We start from the raw sequence: 24402 nt of genomic DNA on the forward strand, positions 1-24402 counted from the left end.
CCGCCGCATTTCGACCGCCTTGCATTTGATTTTGTGTGAATTCGGCCACTCTCGACCAACCGTTTCTTTTTTCCCCAAACCGTGTCTCGCCATCACCGATATCGGGTGGCGCCGACACTGCGTCGGTCGCCGCTGCGCCCGATTCGCTGGTCGATCAGACGCGACGAGAGATTGCCGAGATTGTCCGCGAAGTGGCCTTGGCCGTGCGAAGCGATCGGTCGCGTGGTCAGTTCTTGAGCATGTTGGTCGACCGGATCCTACGAGCGATGTCGGCCGAAGGCGTCGTGGTTTGGCAAGTGGAGGCAGCGGATCCCTGGTCGCTATCGGCAGCCCAGCGGATCGGCCAAATCACCGATCGATCCATCGCGTCACCCTCGCAGCCGACGCATGATCAAATGCTCTGCGAAGTGATCGCCGGTGGCCAACCGGTGGTCGTTCCGCCAACGCCGGGAGCCAGCGATACCGATCGCCCGGCGAACCCGACCCGCGTGGCTGCGGCGGTGGTCCCAATCCACAGCGATCCGTTGTCACCGCATGCCTCCTACGTCCTCGAGGTTTTCTTGGAACCCGATTGTGGATTGACGACCCAACGAGGCTACTTGCGTTTTGTTGCTCAAATGGCGGACTTGGCTGGCGAGTTTCTACGCAACGACCAATTGCGCCGGATGCAGCACAAGCAACAAATTGCCAAACAAATCGACACACTCATCGCGTCCCTCCACCTTGCCAAGAATCGGTTGCAAATCGAAGCCGTCGCGGTGGATGCAGTCGCCGATCTGTTCGGATTCGATCGAGTCGGCCTGTGCCATGTTCGTGGTGGCAATGGCAAAGTGGTCGCGGTCAGCCACGCCAGTACGATTGATCGACATGCCGCGGCGGCGAAACAGATCGAAGCCATCGTGGAAAACGAATATCAACCGAACTGCTGCTGTTGGCTGGAACCCGACGAATCGTCGGATGTGATGCTTCAGCCACGCGTCGTGGTCAGTTCCGAGGAACCCGATACCGTATCCCTTGTTGGATTGAGTCTGGCGGATTCCCCCACCGATTGCCAAGACCTCGGCGACGAACTGCAACGCATCGTCGATCATGCTGCGATTGCAATTCGCCACGCACGAGCCATTGAAGCGATCCCAGGTGGCAGGTGGATCGTATCGTTGTCGAGCCAAGCCTGCCGGCCGCGAGCAAGCCGCTGGGTTGGATTCCTGGCGATGGTGGCCGTGATGACCTTGTTGTTTGTGGTCGCGTTCTTTCCCGTTCCAATGATGGTTTCATCGCCCGCGACACTCCGTCCTGCCGACGTCCAGCGGCTGTTCGCCTCTCGTGCTGCGGTGGTCGATACCATTCATGTTGCTCATGGGGATTCGGTACGCCAAGGGCAGCCCTTGATGACGATGCGCGATCCGGCCTTGCGAGAACAGATCACCTCACTGCTTGGCCGCCGAGCCGTCCTGGCACAAAAACAATCCGCATTCACTGCGGAGCTCGTCGACACCGCTTCGCACCGCATCGATCGAAGTGAACAACTGCAAGGCGAACGAAGCCTGCTCGCGGAAGAGATGTATACCCTTGACGAGCAACTGGCGCTATTGGAACAAGTGGAGGCGTCGTTAGTGCTGCGAGCGGGACGCGACGGAATCGTGGATGCATGGCAGCTCGAACGGCGATTGTTGGGCAAGCCCGTTGAGCGAGGCGAGCGGCTGCTGGAAGTGATCGCTCGCGAAACCGACTGGTTGGTCGACGCGCGTGTGCCGTTGTCCAAAATGAACAGCATCCGCTCCGCATCCCAGGCAGGATCGCTGAGAGCCGCCGTGCTGATGGACAACACCGATGCAAACAGCGTACCGGCGTCGCTGGAAGCCGTCGGGCCGACATTGCAACATTCGACCGATGGGGCCGATTCCAAAGCGGTCGTGTTGAGGCTTGATCACGAAGGGATCAGCCGATTGACGACGCGTTTGTCTGCTGCGGAAATGCCCAGCAAGGGTCCGGTTTCTGGGGCGCCCGTTCGTGTCTTGTTCCGCTGTGACACCGCACCGCTGGTCAGCGTCCTCTTTCACGACGCCATCGAGTCGCTGCGAAATCACGCCAGCCTTTACCTATCGATCAACTCCTCCTCATCGGCTGACGTTCCATGACGCAGAATCGACTATCAAAACCCGCGTTCGTTCGCGCCATCGCGACAGGTGCTCTGTTTTTTATATTCACCACGGGGTCTGCAACCGTAGAGATCGCAGGCAGCCAAGAGCCACGAGCGATCGAAGTCACCGAGTGCGTGGTTCGATTTGCTGAGGAAGTCGACGTCCCGGCGCTCGAATCGGGGCGTGTTGCGGAGGTTGTTGCCAATCTGAATGAACCCATCGAATCCATGGCGTTAATCGCTCGGCTCGATGATCGCTCACTGAAAATCCGACGACATGCCTCTTCACTGAGACTCGAGGAGGCACGTGATGAAGCCAATGATGATCTTGAGCTTCGCTATGCGGAAACCGCCTTGGCGGTAGCGGAGGACGAACTCGATTCCAATCTATCGACCAACCGTGATGTCAGCGGATCCGTCTCGATGAGTCATCTGAGACGGTTGCGATTGGCAGTCAAACATGGCGAGTTGGAAGTTGCGTTGGCCAAGAAAGGACGTGGCGAAGCCCACGTGGAATTACAGCTGCGTGAAGCCGACTTGGCGATGCTGGACGATCAACTTGCAAACCTACAGATCACCAGTCCGTTGTCGGGGACCGTGATCGAAGTGACTCGTTCGGCGGGCGAATGGATTGAAAAGGGGCATTCTCTTGCGACGGTTGCGAGAATCGACCGGCTGCACGTTCACGCCTTGGTTCGAGAAGACCAATTGCCGCCACGAACCTGCAAAGGCTTGCCCGTCAGCGTTCATTGGACCGATTCGAGCTTGGGTTCCGAGCGGATGTTGCGGGGGCACGTTTTGTCAGCCGACCCCCAGGTCCTGCCCGGCGCCCGCTACCGCATCCACGCGGAAATCGTCAATCAACGCGACGCTGCGGATCCGACACGTTGGATCCTGGTCCCAGGCACCACCGTTCGAATGAAGGTCGAGCTTGTCAAACGCAACCCTTGATCAACGGAAGGGTCGCGGCAGGATGCGCAGCGATCTATGCACGGTCCCCATCGATGGCGAGCGTCGTGCTGCGCGAGTGGTGATCGATGAAGTCAGCGGACGTTTTTCACGAGTAACCGAAACGGTCTGGCAGCAACTGTTGCACGAGCAAACCGAAGACACGGCTTTGTGGGAGCAAGCTCACGCTGCCAATTGGACGCGGCAGCGATCGACAAGCCACGAGAATCGTTTCTCGCTTTTGGCGATCCGAATTCCCCTTGGGGATGTTTCGCGTATCGCCAAAGGCTTGGTCGGACTCAGCGGTATCCTGTTCTCGCCGATCGCGATCCTGTTCTGGTCTTTGGTGATCGTTTTGGCAGGGGTGCTCGCACTGTCGCGATCGGCGGAATGGGTTGCAACGCTACGTCTCATGCCGCTGTACCTAAAAACGACAAGCCCTTGGTTGATTTCCGGTACGGTGGTGGCCACGAAACTAGTTCACGAACTCTCGCATGCCACGATGTGTGAGCGAATGGGCGCCAACAGCAAGTCGATCGGTTTGTTTTTGTTCTGCGGCCTGCCGTGTCCGTATTGCGACGTGACCGACGTTTGGCGATTACCGTCGGCTGCACGCCGTGCGGCGGTGATGCTTGCGGGTATTTATGTCGAGTTGATCATCGCCTCACTGGCCACCTTGGTTTGGTGCATTTCAACGGACGCGGCCACGCGTCTGTACGCGATGAACTTGATGATTGTGTGTGGCATCAGCACGGTGTTGTTCAATGCCAATCCATTGATGCGGTACGACGGTTACTTTGTCCTTACCGATTGGCTCGGCAGCACGAACCTGCGCCGCGAAGCCGGCGAAGCATTCCGACGCAGCATTGTCGCGCCGGTCGCGGGCCGTGGCTATGGCCCAACCCGGCATTGGGGACTGCGAACGATCGGCTTATCGGTTTATCACCTTGCGTCAGCCTGTTACCGAGTCATGGTGATGGTGGCGATCGCTGTCTTTGCGATCAACATCGCCGCCGTATTCCAGATGCGATTTCTAGGGGTTTTTCTGGTCGCGATTGCGGCTGCTTCTTGGTTGGTCCAACGAGGGCAATTGATGATGGGGATTTTGCAAGGACGAGGGCCTTGGAGCAGCGTCACGTGGCACCGACGAGGATCGATTGCGGCGTGCATCCTCGGTTTGATCCTCGCCATCCTGCTGATCCCAACCCCACGGTATCGCCAAGCGACCGGATGGGTCGACGCAGCGGAAACGACAAGCATTTTCTTGCCCGCAGGGAGCCAGGTGCAATTGGTGGAAACGGAGTTTGGCCACGCCGTGCGGCAAGGCGACGTGATGGCCAGGTTGTCGGATCAATCCGAGCACTTGGAGCGATCACGTCTAAGCGGGGAATTGCACCTTGCAAAAATGCGCAGCGACTTCGCTCGCCGTGATTCGCTCGATCGGCCCGAGGTCGCGCAGCAATGGACCACGCTTTCCGCAGCCGAGCACGCCGTAGCATCGTTGCTAGAGAACGCCGAACAGCGATTGGATCGAACCCAAGTGCGAGCAAGTGAATCGGGGATCGTTTTGCCCGGCAGTGTCAAACTTGGGATCGCGAAATCTCGATTGACCCCTTGGCTAGCGCAAACGGCTGGAATGGTCGCCCATTGGCCCCAACCTTGGTGCCGGATCTGTCCCAACGGACGTCGTCATGCCGTGTTCCTGATCGACGCACAGGATCTCCCCTGGGTCACCGAGGGAACAAACATCCGCATCCGCGTTGAATCGGATTCACATCGGCCCAGTGCAAAAAGCAACGTGGAAACAAGGATCGAATCGATCTCATCCATCCAACCGGATGACCAATCCGTCACGCGTGAAGCGATTTATCAGGTTCTTTGCCCCTTGCCCGAGGTCGAACCCGGCGAGATGCTCGATAGTGTCGGCACTCCTTGCACCGGAGTCGTTCGGCTTCCCTCGCGTGCGATCGGGGCCGAGTTGATTCAATGGATCGGTGAGTGGGTCCATGGACAAAGCTAGTGCCGAAATGCCAGCGATAGCGCAGCGGATGAATGTAACCTGGGTCCGTTGCCCGCATCCGGCCACGCTGCCGCCAGATCAGTTGCAAGAGGCGTGTGAGCTGCGGACCCAGCGGCGCAGCGGCCCCGGGGGCCAACATCGCAACAAGACCAGCAGCGGCGTCTTTCTGACGCATCGTGCCACGGGCACCGTTGCCGAAGCGACCGAGCGCCGCAGTCAGGCTCAAAATCGGGTCGTCGCCTTGGAACGACTGCGTTACGCGCTGGCTGTGCAGCAACGAACCCTTTCCGTCTTCGATCAGGCTTCCGAGTCCGAAGAGAAGGTTGTTCGTGAGCGTTACCACCAAAACCTCAACCGAATGAATGACCGCAACACCGATAAACCTGCCTTGCTCGCGCTGCTGCTGAATGATCTGCACGCCGCCGGCGGACAACCGAGTTTGGTGGCCCAGCGATGGGAGTGCAGCACCACGGCGATCGTCCGCCTGATCCGGAGCGTCCCGGCCGCATTTGTCCTCGTCAATCAAATCCGAGCCCATCACGGACGGATGCCGCTGAAATAGATTCTCCAAGTTAACCAAGATGTGGGCTTTGGAAACGAATAGGCTAGACTGAGCTTTGCCCCTATCCCCATGCCCGCATTTCGCGAGAGCCATCGTGGAAAATCCTCACAGCCCCACCATCGCTCTTGATCCACCGCGTGGCGATGAACAACAGTGGGTCGTCGCGCGAATCATTGACGAAGAGCCGATTGAGGCCCAGTTGGCCGAGCTGCCATCCGAACCCTTGGGTCATCAACCGCCACGATCTCGCGTCCGGCGTGTAGGCTCGTGGATGGTTTGGTTTGTCAAAGGCTCGTTTTCGGTGCTGTCCCTGGTGGTTTTGTTGGCCGTGTTGACCGCCATCCCGCTGCTGCAGCTGATCGCATTTGGCTACTTGCTTGACGTCGCAGGACGGCTCGTCAACGGCGCTCGTTTGTCGCAGTCGCTGCCCGGTTTGCCACAAGTCGGCCGAATGGGCCTGGCGGCGACCGCAATCTTGCTGGCCTCGTTGCCGACACAGCTTCTCGTTCATTGGGGGGCCGTCGCAGAATGGATCGACCCAGGATCCTCGCAAGCGACCATGATCCGTTGGCTGGCGATCAGCGGCTGCTTTGCCGCAATGGGCTATTTGATGTGGGCATGGGTACGCGGTGGACGACTCCATCATTACCTCTGGCCCCAACCGATTCGTTTGCTCAAAGAAGGGTGGCGGCGGCGAACATGGCAAGCGGCAGCGGATCGATTGTGGGAGTTCACCGCGTCGTTGGAAGTGCCAAGACTGTTTTGGCTCGGCCTACGTGGAGCCGTGGGCACCTTGATTTGGTTGGTCCCAGCGATGGTGTTGATCGCGGCGAATCGCAACGGGGAATCTGAGGCAGCGGGGGTGGTCGGCTTGGTCTGTATCGCGACCTTGGGGGTTGCCTTGATGTACTTGCCAATGTTGCAAGCACATTTTGCGGCTGAAAACCGGTTGTCAGCCCTGTTCGAAGTCCGCACGATTCGCCGCGATTTCCGCCGCGCGCCGTGGGCCTGGTTTTTGGCGATGGTGATTGGATTGGTGTTGATGCCGATCCCGCTCTATCTACTTAAGATCGAAGCCACACCGCGTGAGGTGCTCTGGCTGCCTTGTCTCGTCTTCGTCGCATTCATCTTGCCAGCACGGATCGCCGAAGGATTGGCGCTGCGACGAGCGCGGCGTGCGAACGAACCCCAAGGCATTTGGCCCGGAATTTCACGCTGGACCGTTCGCTTGTTGATGCCAGCCGTCGTCGGCGTCTATCTCGTCTTTGTCCAAGTTTCTCAGTACACCTCCTGGGATGGGCTGCAAACCTGGATCCAACAACATGCGATTTTGGTTCCCGTGCCGTTTGTGGGCGTTTGATTGGTGGGGGGCGATTTTTTCGCTACAATCCGATCACACTCGCTGCTGATCGCACCCACTCACTGTTCCTGGCTCCCATCACATGCCGCCTCGTAACCTGAACGTCATCTTTCTCGCTTGCTGTATCTCGTTTTTATGCTACGTCACCCATCGCCGTGCCAAGACGGCGATCATGGTGGGGAATGCCTATGACTTGATCAACACTTACTACGTGGACCCCGTCGATGAAAAGTCGCTGATGATCGCTGCGATGGATGGGATGACATCGACGCTGGACCAACATAGCGAGTACATTCCGGCGGGCCTGTACGAGTCCTTCCAAAACAGCATCAGCCAGGAATTCGCTGGGATTGGGATCTATGTCGAACAACCCAAGAAAAACGAACCGGTACGAGTGATCACACCGTTGGTCGGCTCGCCGGCACTTCGTGCTGGCATGCTGCCTGGGGACCAGATCATCAAAATTGACGGGCAGGATGTGTCTCGGATGGACCTGTCGGAAGTCAGTGATCGGCTGAAGGGTCCCATCAATACGGTGGTCAGCGTCGTCGTCCGTCGAGACGACGAGGAACCGATCGCGATGTCGATTCAGCGAGCGACGATTGAGCTCGAATCGATCATCGGTGACCATCGCGATGAAGAAAACGCGTGGGTTTATCGCTTGAGTGATGACCCAACGATCGCGTATGTGCGGTTGACCAGTTTTGGTGAAAAGACGGTCGACGAACTGCGTTCGGTGTTGACAGGATTGGACAACGATTACCGCGGACTGATCGTCGACGTTCGTGGGAACAGCGGCGGTTTGCTTTTTGCCGCGATTGAAATCAGTGACATGTTTCTCGATCGAGGCCGAATCGTCTCGACGCGAATTCGGGGAGACCGCATCGAGGACGAATCCGATGCAACGCCCGGCACCTTGGTGGATCTTGATCGGCCGGTTGCCGTGCTGATTGACGAGAACTCGGCAAGCGCGAGCGAGATTTTGGCTGCTGCATTGCAAGACAATGCCCGAGCCGTGGTCGTGGGCAAGCGAAGCTATGGCAAAGGGACCGTTCAGAACATTTTCCCGCTGCAGTATGGCCGCAGCGCCTTGCGACTCACCGTGGCTCGGTATTATCGGCCCAATGGAAAGAACATCCATCGGCCTAAAGCCGCAGCGTCGGAAAACTCGCGTCTACCGACACCCCATGATGGCGGAGTGGAAGAGATTCCGGCAACCGACGAGGCAACGAAAGAGGCAATCGAGGAGCTCGAATGGGGCGTCAGCCCCAACGAAGGCATGGTGGTCGAGATCGACGATGCCACGCGTCGAGCATTGATGCAACGTTGGCAAGAGGCGTCCTACCCGAGCTTGCGTGGCAATGACGAGTCCGCAGCCGACGGAGACGAGATCCCGAACCTCATCGAGATTGATCCGCAACTGCGGCGGGCGGTTGAAGCGATTGAGGATGCATCGTCCGGCATTTCCGCCGCCCAACCTTCGGCGACTGCGGCATAGCAGACGTGTAGGCCTGCAAAACGTCGATGCCTGCAAAAACGTCAGCAGCGAGCCGGTAAAATCGATAAATTTGCCTGCAGCCGCTCGGTTTCCTCCCATCGTTCCCATTTCATGGTGCAACGGGACAAGAAAACGTTTGCCCGATCCGCGTGGTACAATTAAAGTTTGAAGAACAAAGGTCGGTATTCCTGCTCTTTTTCTGCATCCCAACACCACCCGTTCTGCATCCCAACACCACACGACTCTCGACTTTCCCTCCGGAAAGGGGCCTTAGCACGATGAAAAAATCCTTGTTGATCGCGGCTTCTGTTGCCGTCTGTTCACTCTCGTTGACCCTGGCGGCAACTTCCACTTCGGCCCAATCGGCCGTTTTGGCAGAAATGTACGGGCGCGGCGTCCACGCTTACTATGCCGGACGGTACCAAGATGCCAACGAATACCTGTCGATGGCAATCAACAATGGCTCGAAAGATCCACGTGCCTACTACTTCCGAGGTTTGGTTGCGAACGCCGAAGGACGCCAATATGAAGCCGACAACGATTGGCGTCAGGGCGCTCAATTGGAAGTGGCCACTGGCACGAGCGCCGAAGTGGGACGGTCGCTGGCTCGCTTCCAAGGTCCCGATCGGCTGAAATTGGAGCAATTCCGGCAAAAAGCAAGACTCGAGGCTTTGGCACTGGCTGCGGCCCGATCGCAGCAACGCTATGGTGAAATTGACGCGGCGAGTGCCGCGGCGACGCCGCAAGTTGCACCGAAAACGGCACCCCCCAAAGCCATCACACCGCCCCCCATCCCGAGCGAGATCGAAAACCCGTTTGCGGATGACTCCGATACCGCCTCTGGCGATGCAAAACTTGAATCCAACGACGCCTTCGCCGATGCGATGGAAGCGGAACCGGATGCAGGAGCCCCCGTTGCGAGCGGCGATGCTTCGGCCGCCAGCGGCAGCGACACGGGCGCCGCAGCAGACGATCCGTTCAACACCGATTCCGCCGATCCGTTCGCTGGCGGTGGCGACGATCCGTTCGGTGGCCTCTAAGTCGCCACCCCCCGGTCTTTGCCGATCTCCTTTCAACGCCGAGCGCTTCTTCGCTCGGCGTTTTTCGTTGTTGTCAACGATCCCTCACGGTAAGCTCCGGCCTTGTTTCGGCCCTAAACTCCTTCCCTGTTTCCGCTCTGAACGTGGAGCTGACGTGCCCAACCCACCTGTATCACGACGGCGCGGACGTTCCACACTCGCCCTCGGCTGACCCAACCCACCCCGTTGTGGTAAAAAGAGTTCCGTTCGTTGGCCCACCGTGTCGACTTCCCCCTTCCTTTCTCGATCGATCGTTGCTTTTATGAAGTATTTGGTTTTTGGTCTTATCCTGCTACTGGTGGTTTTGCACCAGGACGTTTGGAACTGGGATAACGATCGCTTGGTACTTGGCTTTGTCCCCTATACGCTTGCCTACCATGGCTGCATCTCAATCGCCGCGAGCGTTGTTTGGTTCCTCGCGGCTCGGTTCGCATGGCCCGACCATTTGGAAGACGAATCGCCAGCTGCGGACCGCAGCACCGCGTCGTCCGAGTCCCATGGAGGTGCAGCATGAGTCCAGGGATGATCAAAGTTCTCATCATCAGCATCTACCTCGGGTTGCTGCTGTTTCTCGGCGTCTTCTCATCGCGGTTGTTTAAGGGAACCTCCAAAGACTATTTGCTAGCCAGTCATTCGATTGGCCCGTTCTTGCTCCTGATGAGCCTGTTCGGGACGACGATGACCGGTTTTGCGCTCGTTGGATCCACCGGCGAGGCATTCGCCGAAGGGGTCGGTGTTTACGGGATGCTGGCGTCTTCATCGGGCATCATCCACTCGCTCTGCTTTTTTGTTCTCGGAGTTAAACTCTGGTCGTGGGGAAAAAAGTATGGCTACACGACGCAAGCCGACTTTTTCCGGGATCGGCTCGAAAGTGACAAGATCGGCTTGGTCTTGGTGCCGATCCTGGTTGGATTGGTCGTTCCCTATCTGCTTGTCGGAGTCATCTCGGCTGGCAAGGCAATCCAAGGCGCCACGAGCGGTGACTTTCCAGGGCTCACGGAATCGGGCGCGATTCCGCCATGGTTGACCGAACTGGTCATTTGCGTGGTCGTCTTGGTCTACGTATTTTTCGGAGGAATGCGAGGAACGGCATGGGCGAACACCTTTCAAACGTTAGTGTTCATGATTCTGGGGGTCGTCGCGTTCTATCTGATCGCCACCAGCTTGGCGGAAAAATCGGTGTCCGAGGGCCGAGCGCACACCCTTGTCGATGGCGAGCGTGTGGTTCGAACCGATCCGCCTACGGGGTTGTGGGATTCGCTGCACATTGTCAGCCAAGAGATCCCCAAAGCTCGCCGCGTGCGAGCCGAAGTTCAATTGGAAGATCAAATCGAATCGGTCGAAGCACCTCCGCAGTTCCGTACTCGAGAACGGCTCGATCCATGGATGTTTTTTACTTACATGTTGATCCCGTTTTCCGTCGGCATGTTCCCGCATCTGTTCCAGCACTGGCTGACCGCAAAGAATGGCAATGCGTTCAAGCTACCGGTCGTGGCTCATCCGATCTTTATCCTGATCGTCTGGATTCCCTGCGTTTTGATTGGCGTTTGGGCCACCACTGGATTGATCAACATCCCGCCACCGATCGCGAGCGACCCGAACAAGGTCCTCGGCTTCATGGTCAAGAACCTGTCGGGTGATGTGCTCGGCGGTTTTCTGCTGGCAGGGATCTTGGCAGCAATCATGTCCAGCCTGGACAGTCAGTTCTTGTGTATCGGTACCATGTTTACCAAAGACATCGTCGTCCATTACGGTGGCGAAGATCGATTTACCGACCGCCAGATCATTTTGATCTCGCGTGGCTTCATCATCGCCGTCGTGGCCATCACCTATTTCCTCAGTTTGACGGATATCGCACAAACGCGAGTCTTCCAATTGGGGATTTGGTGCTTCAGTGGCTTCAGCAGTCTGTTTCCGCTGGCGCTGTTGGCCGTTTATTGGCGAGGGCTATCAAAATGGGGCGCTTACGCAGGGGTTTTAACCGCCGCCGGTGTTTGGTTTTGGCTGTTCCGAGCTTCGGAGTTTGGTGCGATTGACAACTGGTCGGTCAATTTCACGCTGGGTGACAGGACGATCCATACGATGCCGGTGGCGACCATGTTCTTGGCATCGACGGTTGCCACCGTCGTTGTTTCGCTGGTCACACCCAAGCCGAGTGATGCGACACTGGCGAAGTTTTTTCCTGAGAAGAGCTAACTGGTTTGCATGGATACTTGGGAGGCATGGTTGACGGTCATCGTTGCGGGTTTGCTGCTGGCCAGTTTGGCGTTGCGGATCGCTTCCACCGACTTGTTGGCGTTGTCGTTTTTGGGCGTGCTGATGCTCGTCCAGAGGTTGACGCTTTCGCCCAACCTGCCGACACCCGAAGAAGCGGTTTCCGGATTCGGCAACCAAGGCCTGATCACGGTCGCACTGCTGTTTGCAGCGGTCGCGGGATTGGAATTCACCGGAGGTACGGAACTAGCAACAAGCTGGCTCTTGAAAAAAGCGAAGCACTTGCTTGACGCCCAAGTAAGGCTGCTGGTCCCGGTCGCGGGACTCAGCGCGTTTCTGAATAACACACCCGTTGTTGCGGCCTTGTTGCCGGTCGTGGGCGACCTTAGCAAACGACTTTCTCTTAGCAGCAGCCGACTGCTGATGCCACTTTCCTATGCTGCCATTCTCGGTGGCATGTGCACGGTGATGGGCACCAGTACCAATCTGATTGTGCGTGACAAGTATGCAGCGACCAGCGGAACCGTGATCGGTTTCTTTGATCCGGCTTGGGTCGGCGTGCCTGCAACCATCGTGGGTTTGATCTACATCCTCGCTTGCTCGCGTTGGTTGATTCCCGAACGTAAACCGGCCGTTAGTGTCTCGGAAGACCCTCGACAATACACGGTGGAGATGCAGGTAGAGCCAATGGGACCCTTGGTCGGTCAATCGATCGAAGAAGCCGGACTGCGGCATTTACCCGGTCTGTATGTCGCCGAAATCCAACGAGAAGATGGCGTGATCGCGGCGGCGAAACCCAACGAACTGCTGCGGCCCAACGATGCGTTGATTTTGGTCGGCGAACTGGACAGTGTGGTTGATTTACGCAAAATCCGTGGGCTGACCGTTCCCGATGATCAAGCACGAAAACTGCAAGTCCCCGCATGGCAACGGACGCTCGTCGAAGCGGTGGTCAGTTCGCGATGCGCGCTGCTTGGCAAAACCATTCGCGAAGGCAAGTTCCGTTCTCATTACAATGCCGCCGTCGTCGCCGTTGCCCGCGGGGGTCGCCGGTTGTCGGGCAAGATCGGTGACGTGCAATTGGAAGGTGGGGATGTGTTGCTGCTCGAAGCATCGCCATCCTTCTTACATCGCCGCCGCGAATCACGGGATTTCTATCTCGTCAGCGCGGTTGAAAATGGTGCCGTACGGCGCCCCGAGTTGGCTTGGCTTTCCCTTGCGATCATGTTGGTGATGGTCATCGCCGCGTCGTTGACTCGCGTTTCCATCATGACCTCCGCGCTGCTCGCGGCCGTTGCGATGATCAGCTTTCGTTGCTGCACAGCCTCCGAAGCCCGACGCAGTATCGATTGGTCGATCTTGATCGTGATCGGGGCGGCCATCGGCATTGGCGACGCACTCGAAAAAAGCGGTGCAGCCAAAGCAATCGCAGGAGGAATCGTTGAACTCGCGAGCGGCAACCCCCTGGCGACGCTCGCAGCGGTCCTGCTAGCGACCATGATTTGCACCGAACTGATCACCAACAACGCCGCCGCGATTTTGATGTTAACGATCGGCCGGGAAACCGCTCACGGCCTGGGCGCGAACGAAATGCCCTTTGTGATCGCGGTGATGATTGCTGCATCCGCTAGCTTCTTGACTCCCTTCGGCTACCAGACGAACTTGATGGTGTATGGAATTGGAGGTTATCGGTTTTCCGACTACCTCCGCTTCGGGTTTCCATTGAGCTTGATCGTGTTTGCCGTTTCGATGGCAATCATCCCGAGCGTTTTCCCTCTTTTTTGAGAGAAGCCTCCGAGATTCTACCCCGCATCTGTGCGTAAATGCACGTTTTGTTCATTTGAACGGGTGTGCGCATTCGAGACCTCCCCCAAATGGGTGATAAGTTGCAACGGTATTGTCAGTTTCTCGGTCCAAAGCACTGATTCTGTTCACAGACGCTGGCGATTCCGATGAACCCGATACCTTTGTTTGAGGACAAAGAATGGAATCGCCATAATGAATCACAAGGATAGAACTATGCCAATCGCCCGAAACGCGGCTGATTGCGGCATCTCGCCACCAATCAAGCAAACACGCGGACTCCGTTACATCAGTCGTCGCTTTAAGGTCGGTTCATGGTCACTCGCGGCCCTATTGGCGATCAGCAGCCAGAGCGCGGTGAACGGCCAGAACGCGCCCTGCCCCTGCGGCCCCAATCAATATCCCGGCTCTGCCCAATACGGCGGCTCGGCCCAATACGGCGGCTCGGGCCACTACGGTCACGGCCAATACCAAGGCTCGACCCCCTATCACGGCCAAGGCCAATACCAAGGCTCGTCCCCCTATTACGGCCAAGGACAATACAATCCTTCAAACCAATACTACAACAATGGGCAACCCATCGGTCCTGGCCAAGTGATGCAAGGCCGCGCCATTGCCGGTGGCCAAGCCAATGCGGGGCAAGCTAACGTCTCAGGACAACAAGCACCAAGCCAAGCAGCGGGCGACACCCAAACTCGCGGACGCGCCGCCGGTTCGGCAGCCGCCAACGATGCCGCAGCAGCTCGCAGCACGGGGACCAGCAACCATCAATTGTCAGGCCCTGCTGTGAACTCGGCACCGCAAACCGAAGGCTACGTCGGACCGATGCCCAGCGGCGGAAATTGGCAAGCACCGGCGACTTGGTCCGATGATTCCGCTGGAATGGTCTCCGGCGGTCCGGTTTACAGCGGTATGGTTTCCGGCGGTCCGGTTTACAGCAGCACCGTTGTCTCGAATGCAGCATGTGCACCGGCGTGTGCACCGGCGCCAAAACCGACCGGGCTGTATGGTGGCTTCGAAGCGTTGCTGCTGCGACCGACGTTCGACAACAACGTGGCCTACGTGATCGACCCACCGGCGGGAAACACCCTGCAAACCTATGACTACGATTATGAATTCGCACCACGAGCATTCCTTGGTTGGCAAGACCAATGTGGTGGCTACGGATTCCGTACCACGTTCATGCAACTTGACACCGACGCGGGGCCGTACTCGGCGACGTCGACCGAATTGTTTGAACCGATTTTTGTGGGGGTACAAGGTGCTTCGGGGAATCTTTTCCGGGAAGCACGAGCCGAAGGGGACAGCGCCGGTGCGGATGAAACCTTAACGGCCTCTCACGAACTCGATTTGCTCGCACTTGACTTTGAGCTGACACAAGCCTTCAGTGTCCGACGGTTCCAATTGCTGGCAGGTGTCGGTTTGCGATACGCGAGCATCGACCAACTGATGCGAGCGGACGCCTACGACGTATCCAATGCTGTCCTCGCGTCGGTCGAAAACGACTTGCAAGTCGAAGGCGTCGGTCCTACGGTTTCGCTACAAGCCTTACGTCCGCTTGGCACGACGCGTTTCTCGCTGTTCACCGGTTTGCGTGGCTCCCTGCTGATGGCGGAAACGAATCAGCAGATCTACAACCAGTACTACGGTGACTGGGACAACAACGGTGCGACGCCGGATACGCTCGGCGAATTGACCGACCGTGCAACGCAGGACGAGATCATCACGGCTTTGGAAATGCAACTCGGTCTGCAATACCAATTGCCTCTGAGCCGGCGCTGCCAGTTGGTCCTACGGAGTGCCTACGAAACGCAGACGTGGTTTGATGTCGGCGGCCCCGTCGATTCTCACAGCACCTTAAGTCTTGACGGCGTTTCGTTCACCGCAGGCTTGATGTTCTAATCACCACACGCTGGTTTGCAACGCTCTCGACGCGGCGAATCCGCGGCTCCGTCCGTTTCCTTCGAATCCGCCAGACAAGGAAGCAACTGAGCCGTGGATTTTTTTGCGCGTCCATCACTCTCCACCCGCCCGCAGCTCCATCACTCGGATCGGATGCTCGGGATCGTCTTCCATTTCCACTCGGTGCTCGGTGTAGTGCCAACCCTTGTCTTGAATCCAGCCACGGAACTCGTTGGCAATGATTCGATACGGATCGCTTAAGAACACTTGGCCTGCCTGGGCCAAATGGTCACGAAGACAATGATCCAATTCCGGCCATAGCGATCTGAGGTAGGTCACGTCGCTACCAAGAATGATGGGAAAGCTTGGCCCCGCGATCCGGTCAATGCCAAATCGGAGCCGCTCGACCTGACACCGATCCCGAAAATCCCAAACACTCATTCTCACCAGCATCAGCGGGTCATCGACCCCATCGGTCAAGGTCACGTTTGCGCCTCGTCGGATCGCTGCGATGCCTGCGTGTCCGGTCCCACATCCGAGTTCGAGCACCGAAACCTGCTTAAGCTTGACCTGTTCAAGAAATCGATCCAATCCCGCGGCAGCCCTCCAGGTTGTCGCCCAGAACGGATCGATGACACCTTGCTCGCCCGCGTCTTGACGCTCGCACGCTTCGATCAACATCCCTTCGGGATCGGACGCAACCGCCAATCGAAAAGGCTCTCCCGCGATCAGGATCTCGTCCCATTGCCATCGAAACCGCTCGCTCACCCTTGCTGCAAGTTGTTCGAATGATTCGGTCGTGTCCATATTCACTATCAGTTACCGGGCCAATTCCTGAGGGGGTGCAACCCTTCGCTTGCAGTGTCGTCGCACTACGTGCCTTCGCGAAGTTGATCGAAATATTGCTGTGCGTGTTCGCGTTCGGTTCGAGGCAACGTTTGATTCTCCGACGGATCACTCTCTTTCGACAGCGCGGCTTCAATCGATTGCTTCACATCCTCTTGAGTGATCCCCTTTCGGTTGGGGCCATCGGCAAACCCAGCGATGATCGCTTTGCCCTTCTTCACATTTCCACGAACCTGAGTGTCATACGTGTTCGTATCGGTCTCGGATTCCGGTCGATCTCCTTCGCCTGTTCCTCTTCCCAATCCGTTACCCGGTCGGTCGCCGAAACCACTTCCCTGGCAACTCTGGCATCCCATGCCACCACAGTTCTCACAACGCATTTGGTTCTTCGATTGCGACAATTCATCCAGCGCCGATTGCAAGTCTTCGAGTTCCGACATCTCCTGCTGCATTTCACCGAGTTGGTCCGCCATCTGTTCAAGTGCATCGGCGGCTTGAGAACCATCACCATTTTGCATCGCCTGGGATGCTTGCCCCATCGCTTCGGCCATCTGCTGCATCTTTTGCATTTGACCGTCCTTCTGACTCAATTCGTTCAGCTTCTGCTGCATCTTCGCGGCATCGTCGCCACGTCCTTCTTTGCGTGCTTGCTCGATCTTTTGCTGAAGCTCCTTCTTCGCTTCCTGATGCTGCTGAACCGCCTTTTCCATCTGTTGCTTCATCTGCTCGACTTGCTTCTTGAGCTGCTGTTTCTCTTGCTCGGTCAATTTGCCATCACGAATTTTCTCCGCCAGCTGTTTGACCATCTCCTCCGCTTTTCCAAATTCCCCTTTCTCGATCGACTTCGCAACCTTTTCAGCAGGTCCCGACTCCAATCCCTTCATTTGCGACATCGCACGGCGCATGCTCTCTGGCGACCCCAATTGTTCACGTCGCTGTTGAAGTTCTTTCTTCAAATCGTTTAGAGCGATCATCGCTTCCTTGCGATCCATATTCTTGTGCGTGACGATTCTGTCGAGATCCGACTCCATCTTTTCAAACATCGCCTCCGCTTCTTTCAAGCCTTCGGCTTCTGCCTTGCGTCGCTGCTGCTGGATCCGTTTCTTCAGCTGCGATGTTGCCGTTTGGACCTGCTTGATTTCAGCCAAGTCAGTCTTGACGACACCCTCGGCGCTTGAGTTCTTTGCCGGTTCCACCAATAGCAAGACGACCGCCAACACCGGGATCATCGCAAGGGGCAACCACCCCAACTTGCTGGGTTTGAGCGAAAACCGATCGGCAACCTCGATCTTTGCGGCGCGAATTTCTGCATCATGAGCAAGGGCGACCCCAAAGTGGATTTCTCGCGACCTCTCATTCAGACTGAGCGAACTACTGAGTCGTTCGCTGAGCCCAAACCGGCGGTCCACTTCCGTGGCAACCGACTCGATCGACGGTGCCGTCCCGAGCGCATAGATTGCCGCCGCAACAAAGGCTGCAATGATCGAGCCGATCAACCACGCATGGGTCCAGACGCGAAAATCGACGTCCATCGAACGAATCGCCGGCACGGCAATGGCCACGATCGCGATCAGCGTGGCGGCAAACAGGGTCCAACATAAAGATCGGCCGAATTGTGCAAGCATCAACCGGCGACGAGCACTGCGGACGCGTGATTCAACTTTGTTCATGATCAGCCCAATGGCGTAGGAAAATCGACTCTCGTCGGTTCAGCTATCTGGTTAGTATAGAGCGAGTCGCCGATCCTGGATGGCGGGTTGTTGGTTTTTCGCGGAATTTGCGGTTAGCCGACCCGTGCCACGGATGCCGACACCTGCCCCCTTTTCCGTTCTCTGACAAGTAAAATGCCCGATCTCCCTGATCCCGATGTGCACCCCCATACGGACGTGGTCCTCTATGACGGCGAGTGTTCGTTTTGTTGCTCGCAAGTCGCCAATCTACGACGTCTGGATCGATGGGGGGCGAAGCTCTCTTACCTGTCCCTCCATGATCCACGTGTTAGCGAGCGGTACCCCGATTTGTCCTCTGAGGACCTGATGCGCCAGATGTATGTCATCGACACTCGCGATCGCCGACATGGCGGCGCCGACGCGGTACGTTACTTGACCCGTCGCCTACCGATGCTTTGGCCCGCAGCACCGATCTTGCACCTGCCGTGTACCGCTCGGCTGTGGCGATGGCTCTACGACCAATTTGCCCTACGACGCTACCGAATCTCCGGCAAGATCTGCGATAACGGTCGCTGCAAGATCGACCGGTAACACCGAGCACAACGTCAGCGAATTTCCTTCACTCGGATATCCTTGAAGCGAATTCGGAGCTGTTGGCCAGGGTGAATCTGTAGCCCGATGTGTCCGCGCATTCCCACCTCGTGTTGGCGATGAGCCGCGTCATCGAGTCGACCGGCTCCGTCATAATCTGCGACGGTCACTCCATTGATGATCGTCTTGATCTTCGTTCCTTGACACAAGATGTGAACATCATTCCAAGACTCCCCTGAATCGCTTTGGAACCACTTCCAACCTGTGGGAGCATGATGCGATTTGGCGTTCGCAGCACGACCGACGTCCGGCCACAACCAAATCTTTGCCTCACGGGTTTCATCATAAAGGAAACCGGTCCGCCAAGGCCCTGGCGGATGGATGTCAACCTGAGGGCCATCGAGCCACGACGCCTCGTCATCGTAACGACTACGAACCTGAACCCCACTGTTTCCAGTCGTTCCAGCAAAGGTCTGCACCTTCATTCTTAATTCAAAGTCGTCGTACTCTTCGTCATGCAACAACCAAATGTAGTTATGTTTTCGGTTGGCGAACGTTTCCGCTTCAATCGCGCCGTCAACGACCTTCCAATAGCCATGCTTGTCGCGATCTTCCGGCCTGGATTTCACTGTCCAACCATCCAAGTTCTTTCCATTGAAAAGGCTTCTCCACTGCGGTTCGGCCAATGAACCAGCCATTTCCTCGCAAGTCGCCGCCGCCGCGGACCGATCCTCTACCGTGATCATCAGCCCGTTCATCTGCTTGGTGGACACCTCACCGCACTGCGCATTCCACGCCGCGACAAAAACCGCCGCAAACATGGCGGCTCGGATCCCAAAGCATCGGGATAAGACGCCAGAAGTACGAAAACAAAACATGAAGACACCTGGTCATTGCGAGCGGAACGAGCGAGGATGATCGACTCTATCTCGATGGGGCCACCTTCGGCCACCCCGTCACACCCTTCGTCCAATCCACACGTTTCAAGAATTGATGCAACTTTACTTAATTCGTCACGCCGAAAGCGAGAATAATGCGAAGCCAATATATCAACGAATCGAAGACCCGCCTATCACCGCGCGGGGCCGGTTGCAATCACAACATCTGGCCAATTGGACCGAGTCGCTGAAGATCGACACGCTGATCACCAGTCCCTTTTTGCGTTCGCTGCAAACGACTCGGTCGATCGTCGATCGCACTCCGCAAAAAGTCCACGTCTGGCACAACGTGTTTGAGCGTGGCGGGTGCTTTCGGGGCCACGGTCCCAATGCGACCGAGGGAGGCATTGGACTCGGGCCTGCAGGCATTTCAAAGCATGCCACGGCTGTTGCCAACGACTGCATCATCGACGAGACCATTCTTGAATCGGGATGGTGGGGAGGCCGCAACCGTGAAACCGATGACGAGGCGGAAGTTCGCGCCATCGTGGTGATGGATCGATTCGTCGATACCTTTGGAGCAAGGGACTGCACCGTCGTGGCAGTGATTCATGCCGACTTCAAAAGGTGCCTGCTGCGTCAAATGATCTCAGCGGGGACCGACGTCGATTCTCTCGGCCCGATGGTCAATACCGGAGTCACCAAGCTCCGCTACAACGGTCAACACTGGCAGCTGGACACGCTCAATTCCATCAGCCATCTACCGTCGCGGTTGATCACGGGCGTTGAGACTTGATGACCAAGGCCTCCCCGAAGACGCGTTTACCGAGGGGACGGGCTCATTGAGGGGGAACGAGTGCGGGTTGGCTCCGAGACGACTCGAGGATGCTCGGACCGTACGTCGTCCCATCCGCCGTGGGGACTCGATAGCTTTCCGAAACGGGTGATGGAAAAAACTCGGCGTTCGGCGCGACGACTTGGCCATGACCGACCGGGGCGACTTGCATCGCATGGATCACGTTCTCGGAGACACCCTGCTCGTGCATGCCGATGATGTCTCGCACACTCAGCGGACGGGTCACTCCGTAATTTCGCAGCGAGTCGACAATGGTCGAATCCGCGATGCCATGACGCACCATCGAAACAACATCCAGTGGCGATAGCGGACCCGCGATGAAGTCGCCATGAAACGCCCCCCCTTGAACGGCTGGGCGGCTGGTCTGCCACGTCGGCTGGGGTGCAACCGGTACGCCATGCAAATGGCCCTCATACGGGTAACTTGGTGACCGATAAACCTGCTGCGACCCAGGTGTCGGGTAGTACTGCGGCGCGTGGTAGCGACGATGTTCTATCCGGTGGTCCTTTTCGTTTCCAATGGAACCTCCCGCGATCGCGCCGACCGCACCACCAATCAGCGCACCTGCAGTCTCGTTGTTCCCCTTGTCCCCAATGGCAACGCCAATGGCGGCACCAGCCAATCCACCAAGAATCGCTCCACGGCGTTGATATCGATGGTTTTGAGCATGGGCGTGGTTGACCATGCCAACAACAACCAGAACACAAATCAGAGTCTGCTTTAACACGGTTCAAACACCTTCATAAAGTGGACGGTCGCGACGGAAAATAACATGCTACGGATTCGACGCACGGATGGCTTCGATCGTCTTGCCGTCTTGAACCAAAATGCTCGGCCCATAGACTTTGTTCAGTTGCTCATCCGACATCGCCAAACTGGCTGCATGCAGGCCTCGCACACTCTGCTGCGAGTTGCGTTGGTAACTTGATCTCACCGAACTTGCCGACCGCGGAGTGGCAGATCGGAAGAACGGGAAAGGACCACCGGCCATAGCGGAAGTACTGAGAGCGAATACAGCAAAGGACAATGCAGCGAAGCGTTTCATGGCCGAAATCCAGTTCTAAGGTGGGGAATGCAAGCGGCAGACTTTGCCTCACCACCGCCCCCGCGCTGGCACCAAACGACACAAAGCCTCGATACGTCAAACTTTGCACATCAGGTAAGAAACAACGAATGAATTCAGGGTGCCGATTTGCACGAATTCCGCTGTTGGACTTCGAGTTTGACGAGTGTGACGGTGGCAGGGGTTACTTCGGGCGTCGATTTCGGCGCAGCTGACCGCATGCGGCATCAATCTCGCTGCCTTTGCGCTGCCGAAACATGACGTTGATGCCACCGTTGATCAAGATCTCTTTGAAGCGGCTGATCGACGAAGCCGAGGGCGTTTTGTAGGGCAACCCCGAAACCAGATTGTAAGGAATCACGTTCAGCATCACGGTCCGCCGGCGAAGCAGAGAAGCAAGCTGCATCGCACACTCGTCCGAATCGTTCACTCCACCCAGCAGCACGTACTCGAACGTCAACCGACGTCCATTGGCGGCAAAGTACCGGTCCGACGCATCGAGAATCGCATCGATTCCGATCTTTTTGTTCACCGGAACGAGTTGGCTGCGCAGGGCGTCATTAGGCGCATGTAAACTGACTGCCAGATTGTAAGGCACACCCGCCTGGGACAGCCGATCGATCGCGGCCGGTAAGCCCACCGTGCTGATCGTGACTCGTCTCGGGCTAATGCCAAGCCCCTCCGCACTGCGGGCAACCTCGAGCGCCGAGAGCACGCTGTCAAGATTGGCAAGCGGTTCGCCCATCCCCATCATCACGATGTGGCTGAGCCGCTGGTCCGATTCCAACCGCGCCTGCAACCGCAACATTTGTTCCAGGATTTCGCCACGAGTCAAATTACGATCGACTCCATCAAGCCCACTGGCACAAAAGACACACCCCATTGCACAGCCCACTTGGCTGCTGACACAGATGCTTCGCCGACTGCCATCGCGGAGCAGCACACATTCCACTTCGCCACCATCGGACAATCGAATCAACAACTTGTCCGTTCCGTCCGGCGAACAGACTCCATCGGCCTGTTCACAGCGATAGACCACGAACGCCAGCGCCAAATCCTCGCGAAGTTGCTTGGGCAAGTCGGTCATTTCGGCAAACTCCGTCGCTCGCCGCTGGTAGACCCAATGCAGGACCTGTTTCGCCCGAAACGCAGGCTGCCCCTTCTCGACCATCCAATGCTTCAGCGTTTGCAGATCCCAATCAAGCAAATGCTGGCGTGAGTCCGCCGATCCTGAGGCCGAAAGCGAAGGGACAGGCTGAGGCGAAGAGAAAACTGGAAGATCCAAAGCAAGCCCGCCGAACAAGAAGAAAGAGTTGATCCAAACCATTCTAGCGGACGGCAAACGTTTGCAGAGGGCCGCTAGGGTGTTTTCAGAACAAGCGAAAGAATAGGATAGACAGGGGTGGCGAAAGCCTTAGCCTGGATGATGAACAGATCCCGTTGGAGTTCAAGCTTGATCCGTTTGAGCGAATGAAGACCGCTCGAAGGCAATCCCACTCGATTAGCCGTCCCCCGCGTCACTCTGGAATCAAATCAATAGATGGATACTGAAAAAACCTTACAGCGTTTTCTGGATCTGGCAGAGATCCCCGGTCGCAGTGGCGAAGAATGGGCCGTGGCAACGCGGCTGATCGAAATGCTGAAAGAGGCCGGGCTTTCGGATTCGCAGATCCGATTTGACGGCGCCGAAGCGAGGACCCACTTGGCTGGCAATTGCGGCAACCTACTCGTTACTTTGCCAGGAAAGGGCCAAGGCCCCGTGACGATGTTGTCCGCCCACATGGACACCGTCCCGATCTGCGTTGGCAGCCAACCCGTCGTCGATGGCGATCAAGTGCGTAGCAGCGCCAAGACGGGGCTCGGTGCCGACGACCGCAGCGGGTGTGCCGCGATTTTGACCGCTGCAATCGAGCGAATTCAAAGGGGAGACCCAAACTTCCCGCCCGCCGTGATCGCCTTCTTTATCCAAGAAGAGATCGGTTTGCACGGCGCCCGAAATCTGGACGTTTCGCTGATCGGACATGTGGATCGCGCGTTCAATTTTGACGGTGGCGCCCCCGACAAGGTTCGGATTGGAGCGATCGGAGGCGAACGCATGTCGATTCGCATCTTTGGCACTCCTGCACACGCCGGCGTGGCGCCCGAACAGGGCGCCAGCGCCATCGTCATGGCGGCCAAGGCAATCGCGGATCTCGATGCTCGCGGTTGGCTTGGCAACGTACAACAGGACTCAGGCGTTGGGACGGCGAATGTTGGTATCATCAACGGTGGCGATGCAACCAATGTCATCACGCCGGAGGTGACACTCCGCGCTGAAGCCCGCAGCCATGATGCGGCGATGCGAACGCGAATCGTCAAAGAGATCCAAACGGCATTCACCCTCGCTGCTCAAAGCGTCACAACCGATACCGGCTTGGCAGGTCGTATCGAGTTTGAATCGCAAGTCGATTACGAAGCTTTTCGGCTGCCAGACGACCACCCCTCGATTCAGGCAGCCGGTGACGCGATCAAACAGGTTGGCCGAGAGCCGGTCTGCGATATCGCCAACGGTGGACTCGATGCGAATTGGTTGTTCCGACATGGTATCGAATCCGTCACGCTTGGATGTGGGCAACAGAACATCCATACCGTGGACGAAAGGCTGAGTATCCCGGAATACCTCGATGCATGCCGTATCGCAACGTGGCTGATCACCGAAGGAGCGTCAGGTGAAAGATGACGATGAATTGTGCATTTGTTTTCACGTCTCCCGTCGCAAGGTCGTCCAGTACATTCGCGTCGAAAAACCGTCTCGGGTGAGCCAATTATCGCAGTGCTTTGGCGCGGGCACCGGTTGCGGGTGGTGTCGTCCCTACCTAAAGCAATTGATGCAGCAGGAGCGTCCTGAATCGCTTGAGCTGCCCAATGCGGAAGCCTATGCGAGTCGTCGCATCGAATACCGACAACAACATCCGTAGGGTGGCGTGGAAAAC

At 57.2% G+C, this 24402-nt stretch carries 21 protein-coding genes; 15 read left to right on the forward strand and 6 right to left on the reverse strand.

Going from position 1 to position 24402, the window contains the following annotated elements; translation table 11 throughout:
- Positions 1–35: 35 nt before the first annotated feature.
- The 11 genes from Poly41_RS07575 (at position 36) to Poly41_RS07625 (ending at position 15526) form a co-directional block, all read left to right on the forward strand.
- Complete coding sequence (locus Poly41_RS07575; protein ID WP_146525310.1) at positions 36–2138, forward strand: HlyD family efflux transporter periplasmic adaptor subunit; 2103 nt, start codon at positions 36–38, stop codon at positions 2136–2138.
- Entirely contained in the window at positions 2135–3091 is a 957-nt protein-coding gene (locus Poly41_RS07580; protein ID WP_146525311.1) for an HlyD family secretion protein, read from the forward strand. Before Poly41_RS07575 ends, Poly41_RS07580 begins: the two co-directional genes overlap by 4 nt.
- Positions 3072–5108 (forward strand): hypothetical protein, encoded by a 2037-nt coding sequence (locus tag Poly41_RS07585; protein WP_146525312.1) that lies wholly within the window; start codon positions 3072–3074, stop codon positions 5106–5108. Before Poly41_RS07580 ends, Poly41_RS07585 begins: the two co-directional genes overlap by 20 nt.
- Positions 5095–5670 (forward strand): peptide chain release factor family protein, encoded by a 576-nt coding sequence (locus Poly41_RS07590; RefSeq protein ID WP_231615495.1) that lies wholly within the window; start codon positions 5095–5097, stop codon positions 5668–5670. The genes Poly41_RS07585 and Poly41_RS07590 overlap by 14 nt, the downstream gene beginning before the upstream one ends.
- Before the next feature lie 94 nt (positions 5671–5764).
- Positions 5765–7030, forward strand: coding sequence for a DUF4013 domain-containing protein (locus Poly41_RS07595; RefSeq protein ID WP_231615496.1), 1266 nt, complete (start codon positions 5765–5767; stop codon positions 7028–7030).
- 82 nt (positions 7031–7112) lie between these two features.
- A complete protein-coding gene (locus tag Poly41_RS07600; RefSeq protein ID WP_146525313.1) occupies positions 7113–8528 on the forward strand; it encodes a S41 family peptidase in 1416 nt (471 codons plus the stop codon).
- Between the two features lie 278 nt (positions 8529–8806).
- Positions 8807–9568, forward strand: a complete 762-nt coding sequence (locus Poly41_RS07605; RefSeq protein ID WP_146525314.1) for a hypothetical protein — start codon at positions 8807–8809, stop codon at positions 9566–9568.
- A 301-nt stretch (positions 9569–9869) separates the two neighbouring features.
- Positions 9870–10121 carry a DUF3311 domain-containing protein gene (locus Poly41_RS07610; RefSeq protein ID WP_146525315.1) on the forward strand — a complete coding sequence of 84 codons (252 nt, stop codon included), beginning with the start codon at positions 9870–9872 and terminating at the stop codon, positions 10119–10121.
- Positions 10122–10129: 8 nt separating this feature from the next.
- A complete protein-coding gene (locus Poly41_RS07615; RefSeq protein WP_146525316.1) occupies positions 10130–11803 on the forward strand; it encodes a sodium:solute symporter family protein in 1674 nt (557 codons plus the stop codon).
- A gap of 9 nt (positions 11804–11812) precedes the next feature.
- Complete coding sequence (locus Poly41_RS07620; RefSeq protein WP_146525317.1) at positions 11813–13606, forward strand: SLC13 family permease; 1794 nt, start codon at positions 11813–11815, stop codon at positions 13604–13606.
- 234 nt (positions 13607–13840) lie between these two features.
- Positions 13841–15526 (forward strand): Lpg1974 family pore-forming outer membrane protein, encoded by a 1686-nt coding sequence (locus tag Poly41_RS07625; RefSeq protein WP_146525318.1) that lies wholly within the window; start codon positions 13841–13843, stop codon positions 15524–15526.
- Positions 15527–15640: 114 nt separating this feature from the next.
- Here Poly41_RS07625 and Poly41_RS07630 read toward each other — a convergent pair whose 3' ends face one another.
- Positions 15641–16333 (reverse strand): class I SAM-dependent methyltransferase, encoded by a 693-nt coding sequence (locus Poly41_RS07630; RefSeq protein WP_146525319.1) that lies wholly within the window; start codon positions 16331–16333, stop codon positions 15641–15643.
- A gap of 65 nt (positions 16334–16398) precedes the next feature.
- The gene (locus tag Poly41_RS07635) at positions 16399–18042 is read right to left on the reverse strand and encodes a hypothetical protein (protein ID WP_146525320.1); all 1644 of its coding nucleotides are present in this window, start codon (positions 18040–18042) and stop codon (positions 16399–16401) included.
- 174 nt (positions 18043–18216) lie between these two features.
- On the opposite strand from Poly41_RS07635, the gene Poly41_RS07640 reads away from it, so the two are divergent.
- Complete coding sequence (locus Poly41_RS07640) at positions 18217–18633, forward strand: thiol-disulfide oxidoreductase DCC family protein (RefSeq protein ID WP_146525321.1); 417 nt, start codon at positions 18217–18219, stop codon at positions 18631–18633.
- A 14-nt stretch (positions 18634–18647) separates the two neighbouring features.
- Here the strand turns inward: Poly41_RS07640 and Poly41_RS07645 are convergent, their stop codons facing one another.
- Entirely contained in the window at positions 18648–19511 is an 864-nt protein-coding gene (locus Poly41_RS07645) for a 3-keto-disaccharide hydrolase (protein WP_146525322.1), read from the reverse strand.
- 115 nt (positions 19512–19626) lie between these two features.
- On the opposite strand from Poly41_RS07645, the gene Poly41_RS07650 reads away from it, so the two are divergent.
- Positions 19627–20307, forward strand: a complete 681-nt coding sequence (locus Poly41_RS07650) for a histidine phosphatase family protein (RefSeq protein ID WP_146525323.1) — start codon at positions 19627–19629, stop codon at positions 20305–20307.
- Positions 20308–20350: 43 nt separating this feature from the next.
- On the opposite strand, the gene Poly41_RS07655 is transcribed toward Poly41_RS07650, so the two are convergent.
- The 3 genes from Poly41_RS07655 to rlmN form a co-directional block, all read right to left on the reverse strand.
- Positions 20351–21094: a glycine zipper domain-containing protein gene (locus tag Poly41_RS07655; protein WP_146525324.1), complete on the reverse strand. Its 744-nt coding sequence runs from the start codon at positions 21092–21094 to the stop codon at positions 20351–20353.
- Positions 21095–21142: 48 nt separating this feature from the next.
- Positions 21143–21412 (reverse strand): hypothetical protein, encoded by a 270-nt coding sequence (locus Poly41_RS07660; RefSeq protein WP_146525325.1) that lies wholly within the window; start codon positions 21410–21412, stop codon positions 21143–21145.
- Between the two features lie 202 nt (positions 21413–21614).
- Positions 21615–22715: a 23S rRNA (adenine(2503)-C(2))-methyltransferase RlmN gene (rlmN, locus tag Poly41_RS07665; RefSeq protein ID WP_261344889.1), complete on the reverse strand. Its 1101-nt coding sequence runs from the start codon at positions 22713–22715 to the stop codon at positions 21615–21617.
- A 255-nt stretch (positions 22716–22970) separates the two neighbouring features.
- Here rlmN and Poly41_RS07670 point away from each other — a divergent pair, with 255 nt between their 5' ends.
- Both Poly41_RS07670 and Poly41_RS07675 read left to right on the forward strand, forming a co-directional pair.
- Positions 22971–24149 carry a M20/M25/M40 family metallo-hydrolase gene (locus Poly41_RS07670; RefSeq protein WP_146525327.1) on the forward strand — a complete coding sequence of 393 codons (1179 nt, stop codon included), beginning with the start codon at positions 22971–22973 and terminating at the stop codon, positions 24147–24149.
- The gene (locus Poly41_RS07675) at positions 24139–24387 is read left to right on the forward strand and encodes a (2Fe-2S)-binding protein (RefSeq protein WP_146525328.1); all 249 of its coding nucleotides are present in this window, start codon (positions 24139–24141) and stop codon (positions 24385–24387) included. Before Poly41_RS07670 ends, Poly41_RS07675 begins: the two co-directional genes overlap by 11 nt.
- The last annotated feature ends 15 nt before the right edge of the window (positions 24388–24402 follow it).

Source organism: Novipirellula artificiosorum, assembly GCF_007860135.1.
Taxonomy (GTDB): Bacteria; Planctomycetota; Planctomycetia; order Pirellulales; family Pirellulaceae; genus Novipirellula_A; species Novipirellula_A artificiosorum.

Bases quoted from the DNA above. Each gene is read 5' to 3' on its own strand.
- Poly41_RS07580 (WP_146525311.1), top strand. From the start codon at position 2,135: ATGACGCAGAATCGACTATCAAAACCCGCGTTCGTTCGCGCCATCGCG.
- Poly41_RS07590 (WP_231615495.1), top strand. From the start codon at position 5,095: ATGGACAAAGCTAGTGCCGAAATGCCAGCGATAGCGCAGCGGATGAAT.
- Poly41_RS07600 (WP_146525313.1), top strand. From the start codon at position 7,113: ATGCCGCCTCGTAACCTGAACGTCATCTTTCTCGCTTGCTGTATCTCG.
- Poly41_RS07605 (WP_146525314.1), top strand. From the start codon at position 8,807: ATGAAAAAATCCTTGTTGATCGCGGCTTCTGTTGCCGTCTGTTCACTC.
- Poly41_RS07610 (WP_146525315.1), top strand. From the start codon at position 9,870: ATGAAGTATTTGGTTTTTGGTCTTATCCTGCTACTGGTGGTTTTGCAC.
- Poly41_RS07615 (WP_146525316.1), top strand. From the start codon at position 10,130: ATGATCAAAGTTCTCATCATCAGCATCTACCTCGGGTTGCTGCTGTTT.
- Poly41_RS07620 (WP_146525317.1), top strand. From the start codon at position 11,813: ATGGATACTTGGGAGGCATGGTTGACGGTCATCGTTGCGGGTTTGCTG.
- Poly41_RS07625 (WP_146525318.1), top strand. From the start codon at position 13,841: ATGCCAATCGCCCGAAACGCGGCTGATTGCGGCATCTCGCCACCAATC.
- Poly41_RS07630 (WP_146525319.1), bottom strand. From the start codon at position 16,333: ATGGACACGACCGAATCATTCGAACAACTTGCAGCAAGGGTGAGCGAG.
- Poly41_RS07635 (WP_146525320.1), bottom strand. From the start codon at position 18,042: ATGAACAAAGTTGAATCACGCGTCCGCAGTGCTCGTCGCCGGTTGATG.
- Poly41_RS07640 (WP_146525321.1), top strand. From the start codon at position 18,217: ATGCCCGATCTCCCTGATCCCGATGTGCACCCCCATACGGACGTGGTC.
- Poly41_RS07645 (WP_146525322.1), bottom strand. From the start codon at position 19,511: ATGTTTTGTTTTCGTACTTCTGGCGTCTTATCCCGATGCTTTGGGATC.
- Poly41_RS07650 (WP_146525323.1), top strand. From the start codon at position 19,627: ATGCAACTTTACTTAATTCGTCACGCCGAAAGCGAGAATAATGCGAAG.
- Poly41_RS07660 (WP_146525325.1), bottom strand. From the start codon at position 21,412: ATGAAACGCTTCGCTGCATTGTCCTTTGCTGTATTCGCTCTCAGTACT.
- Poly41_RS07670 (WP_146525327.1), top strand. From the start codon at position 22,971: ATGGATACTGAAAAAACCTTACAGCGTTTTCTGGATCTGGCAGAGATC.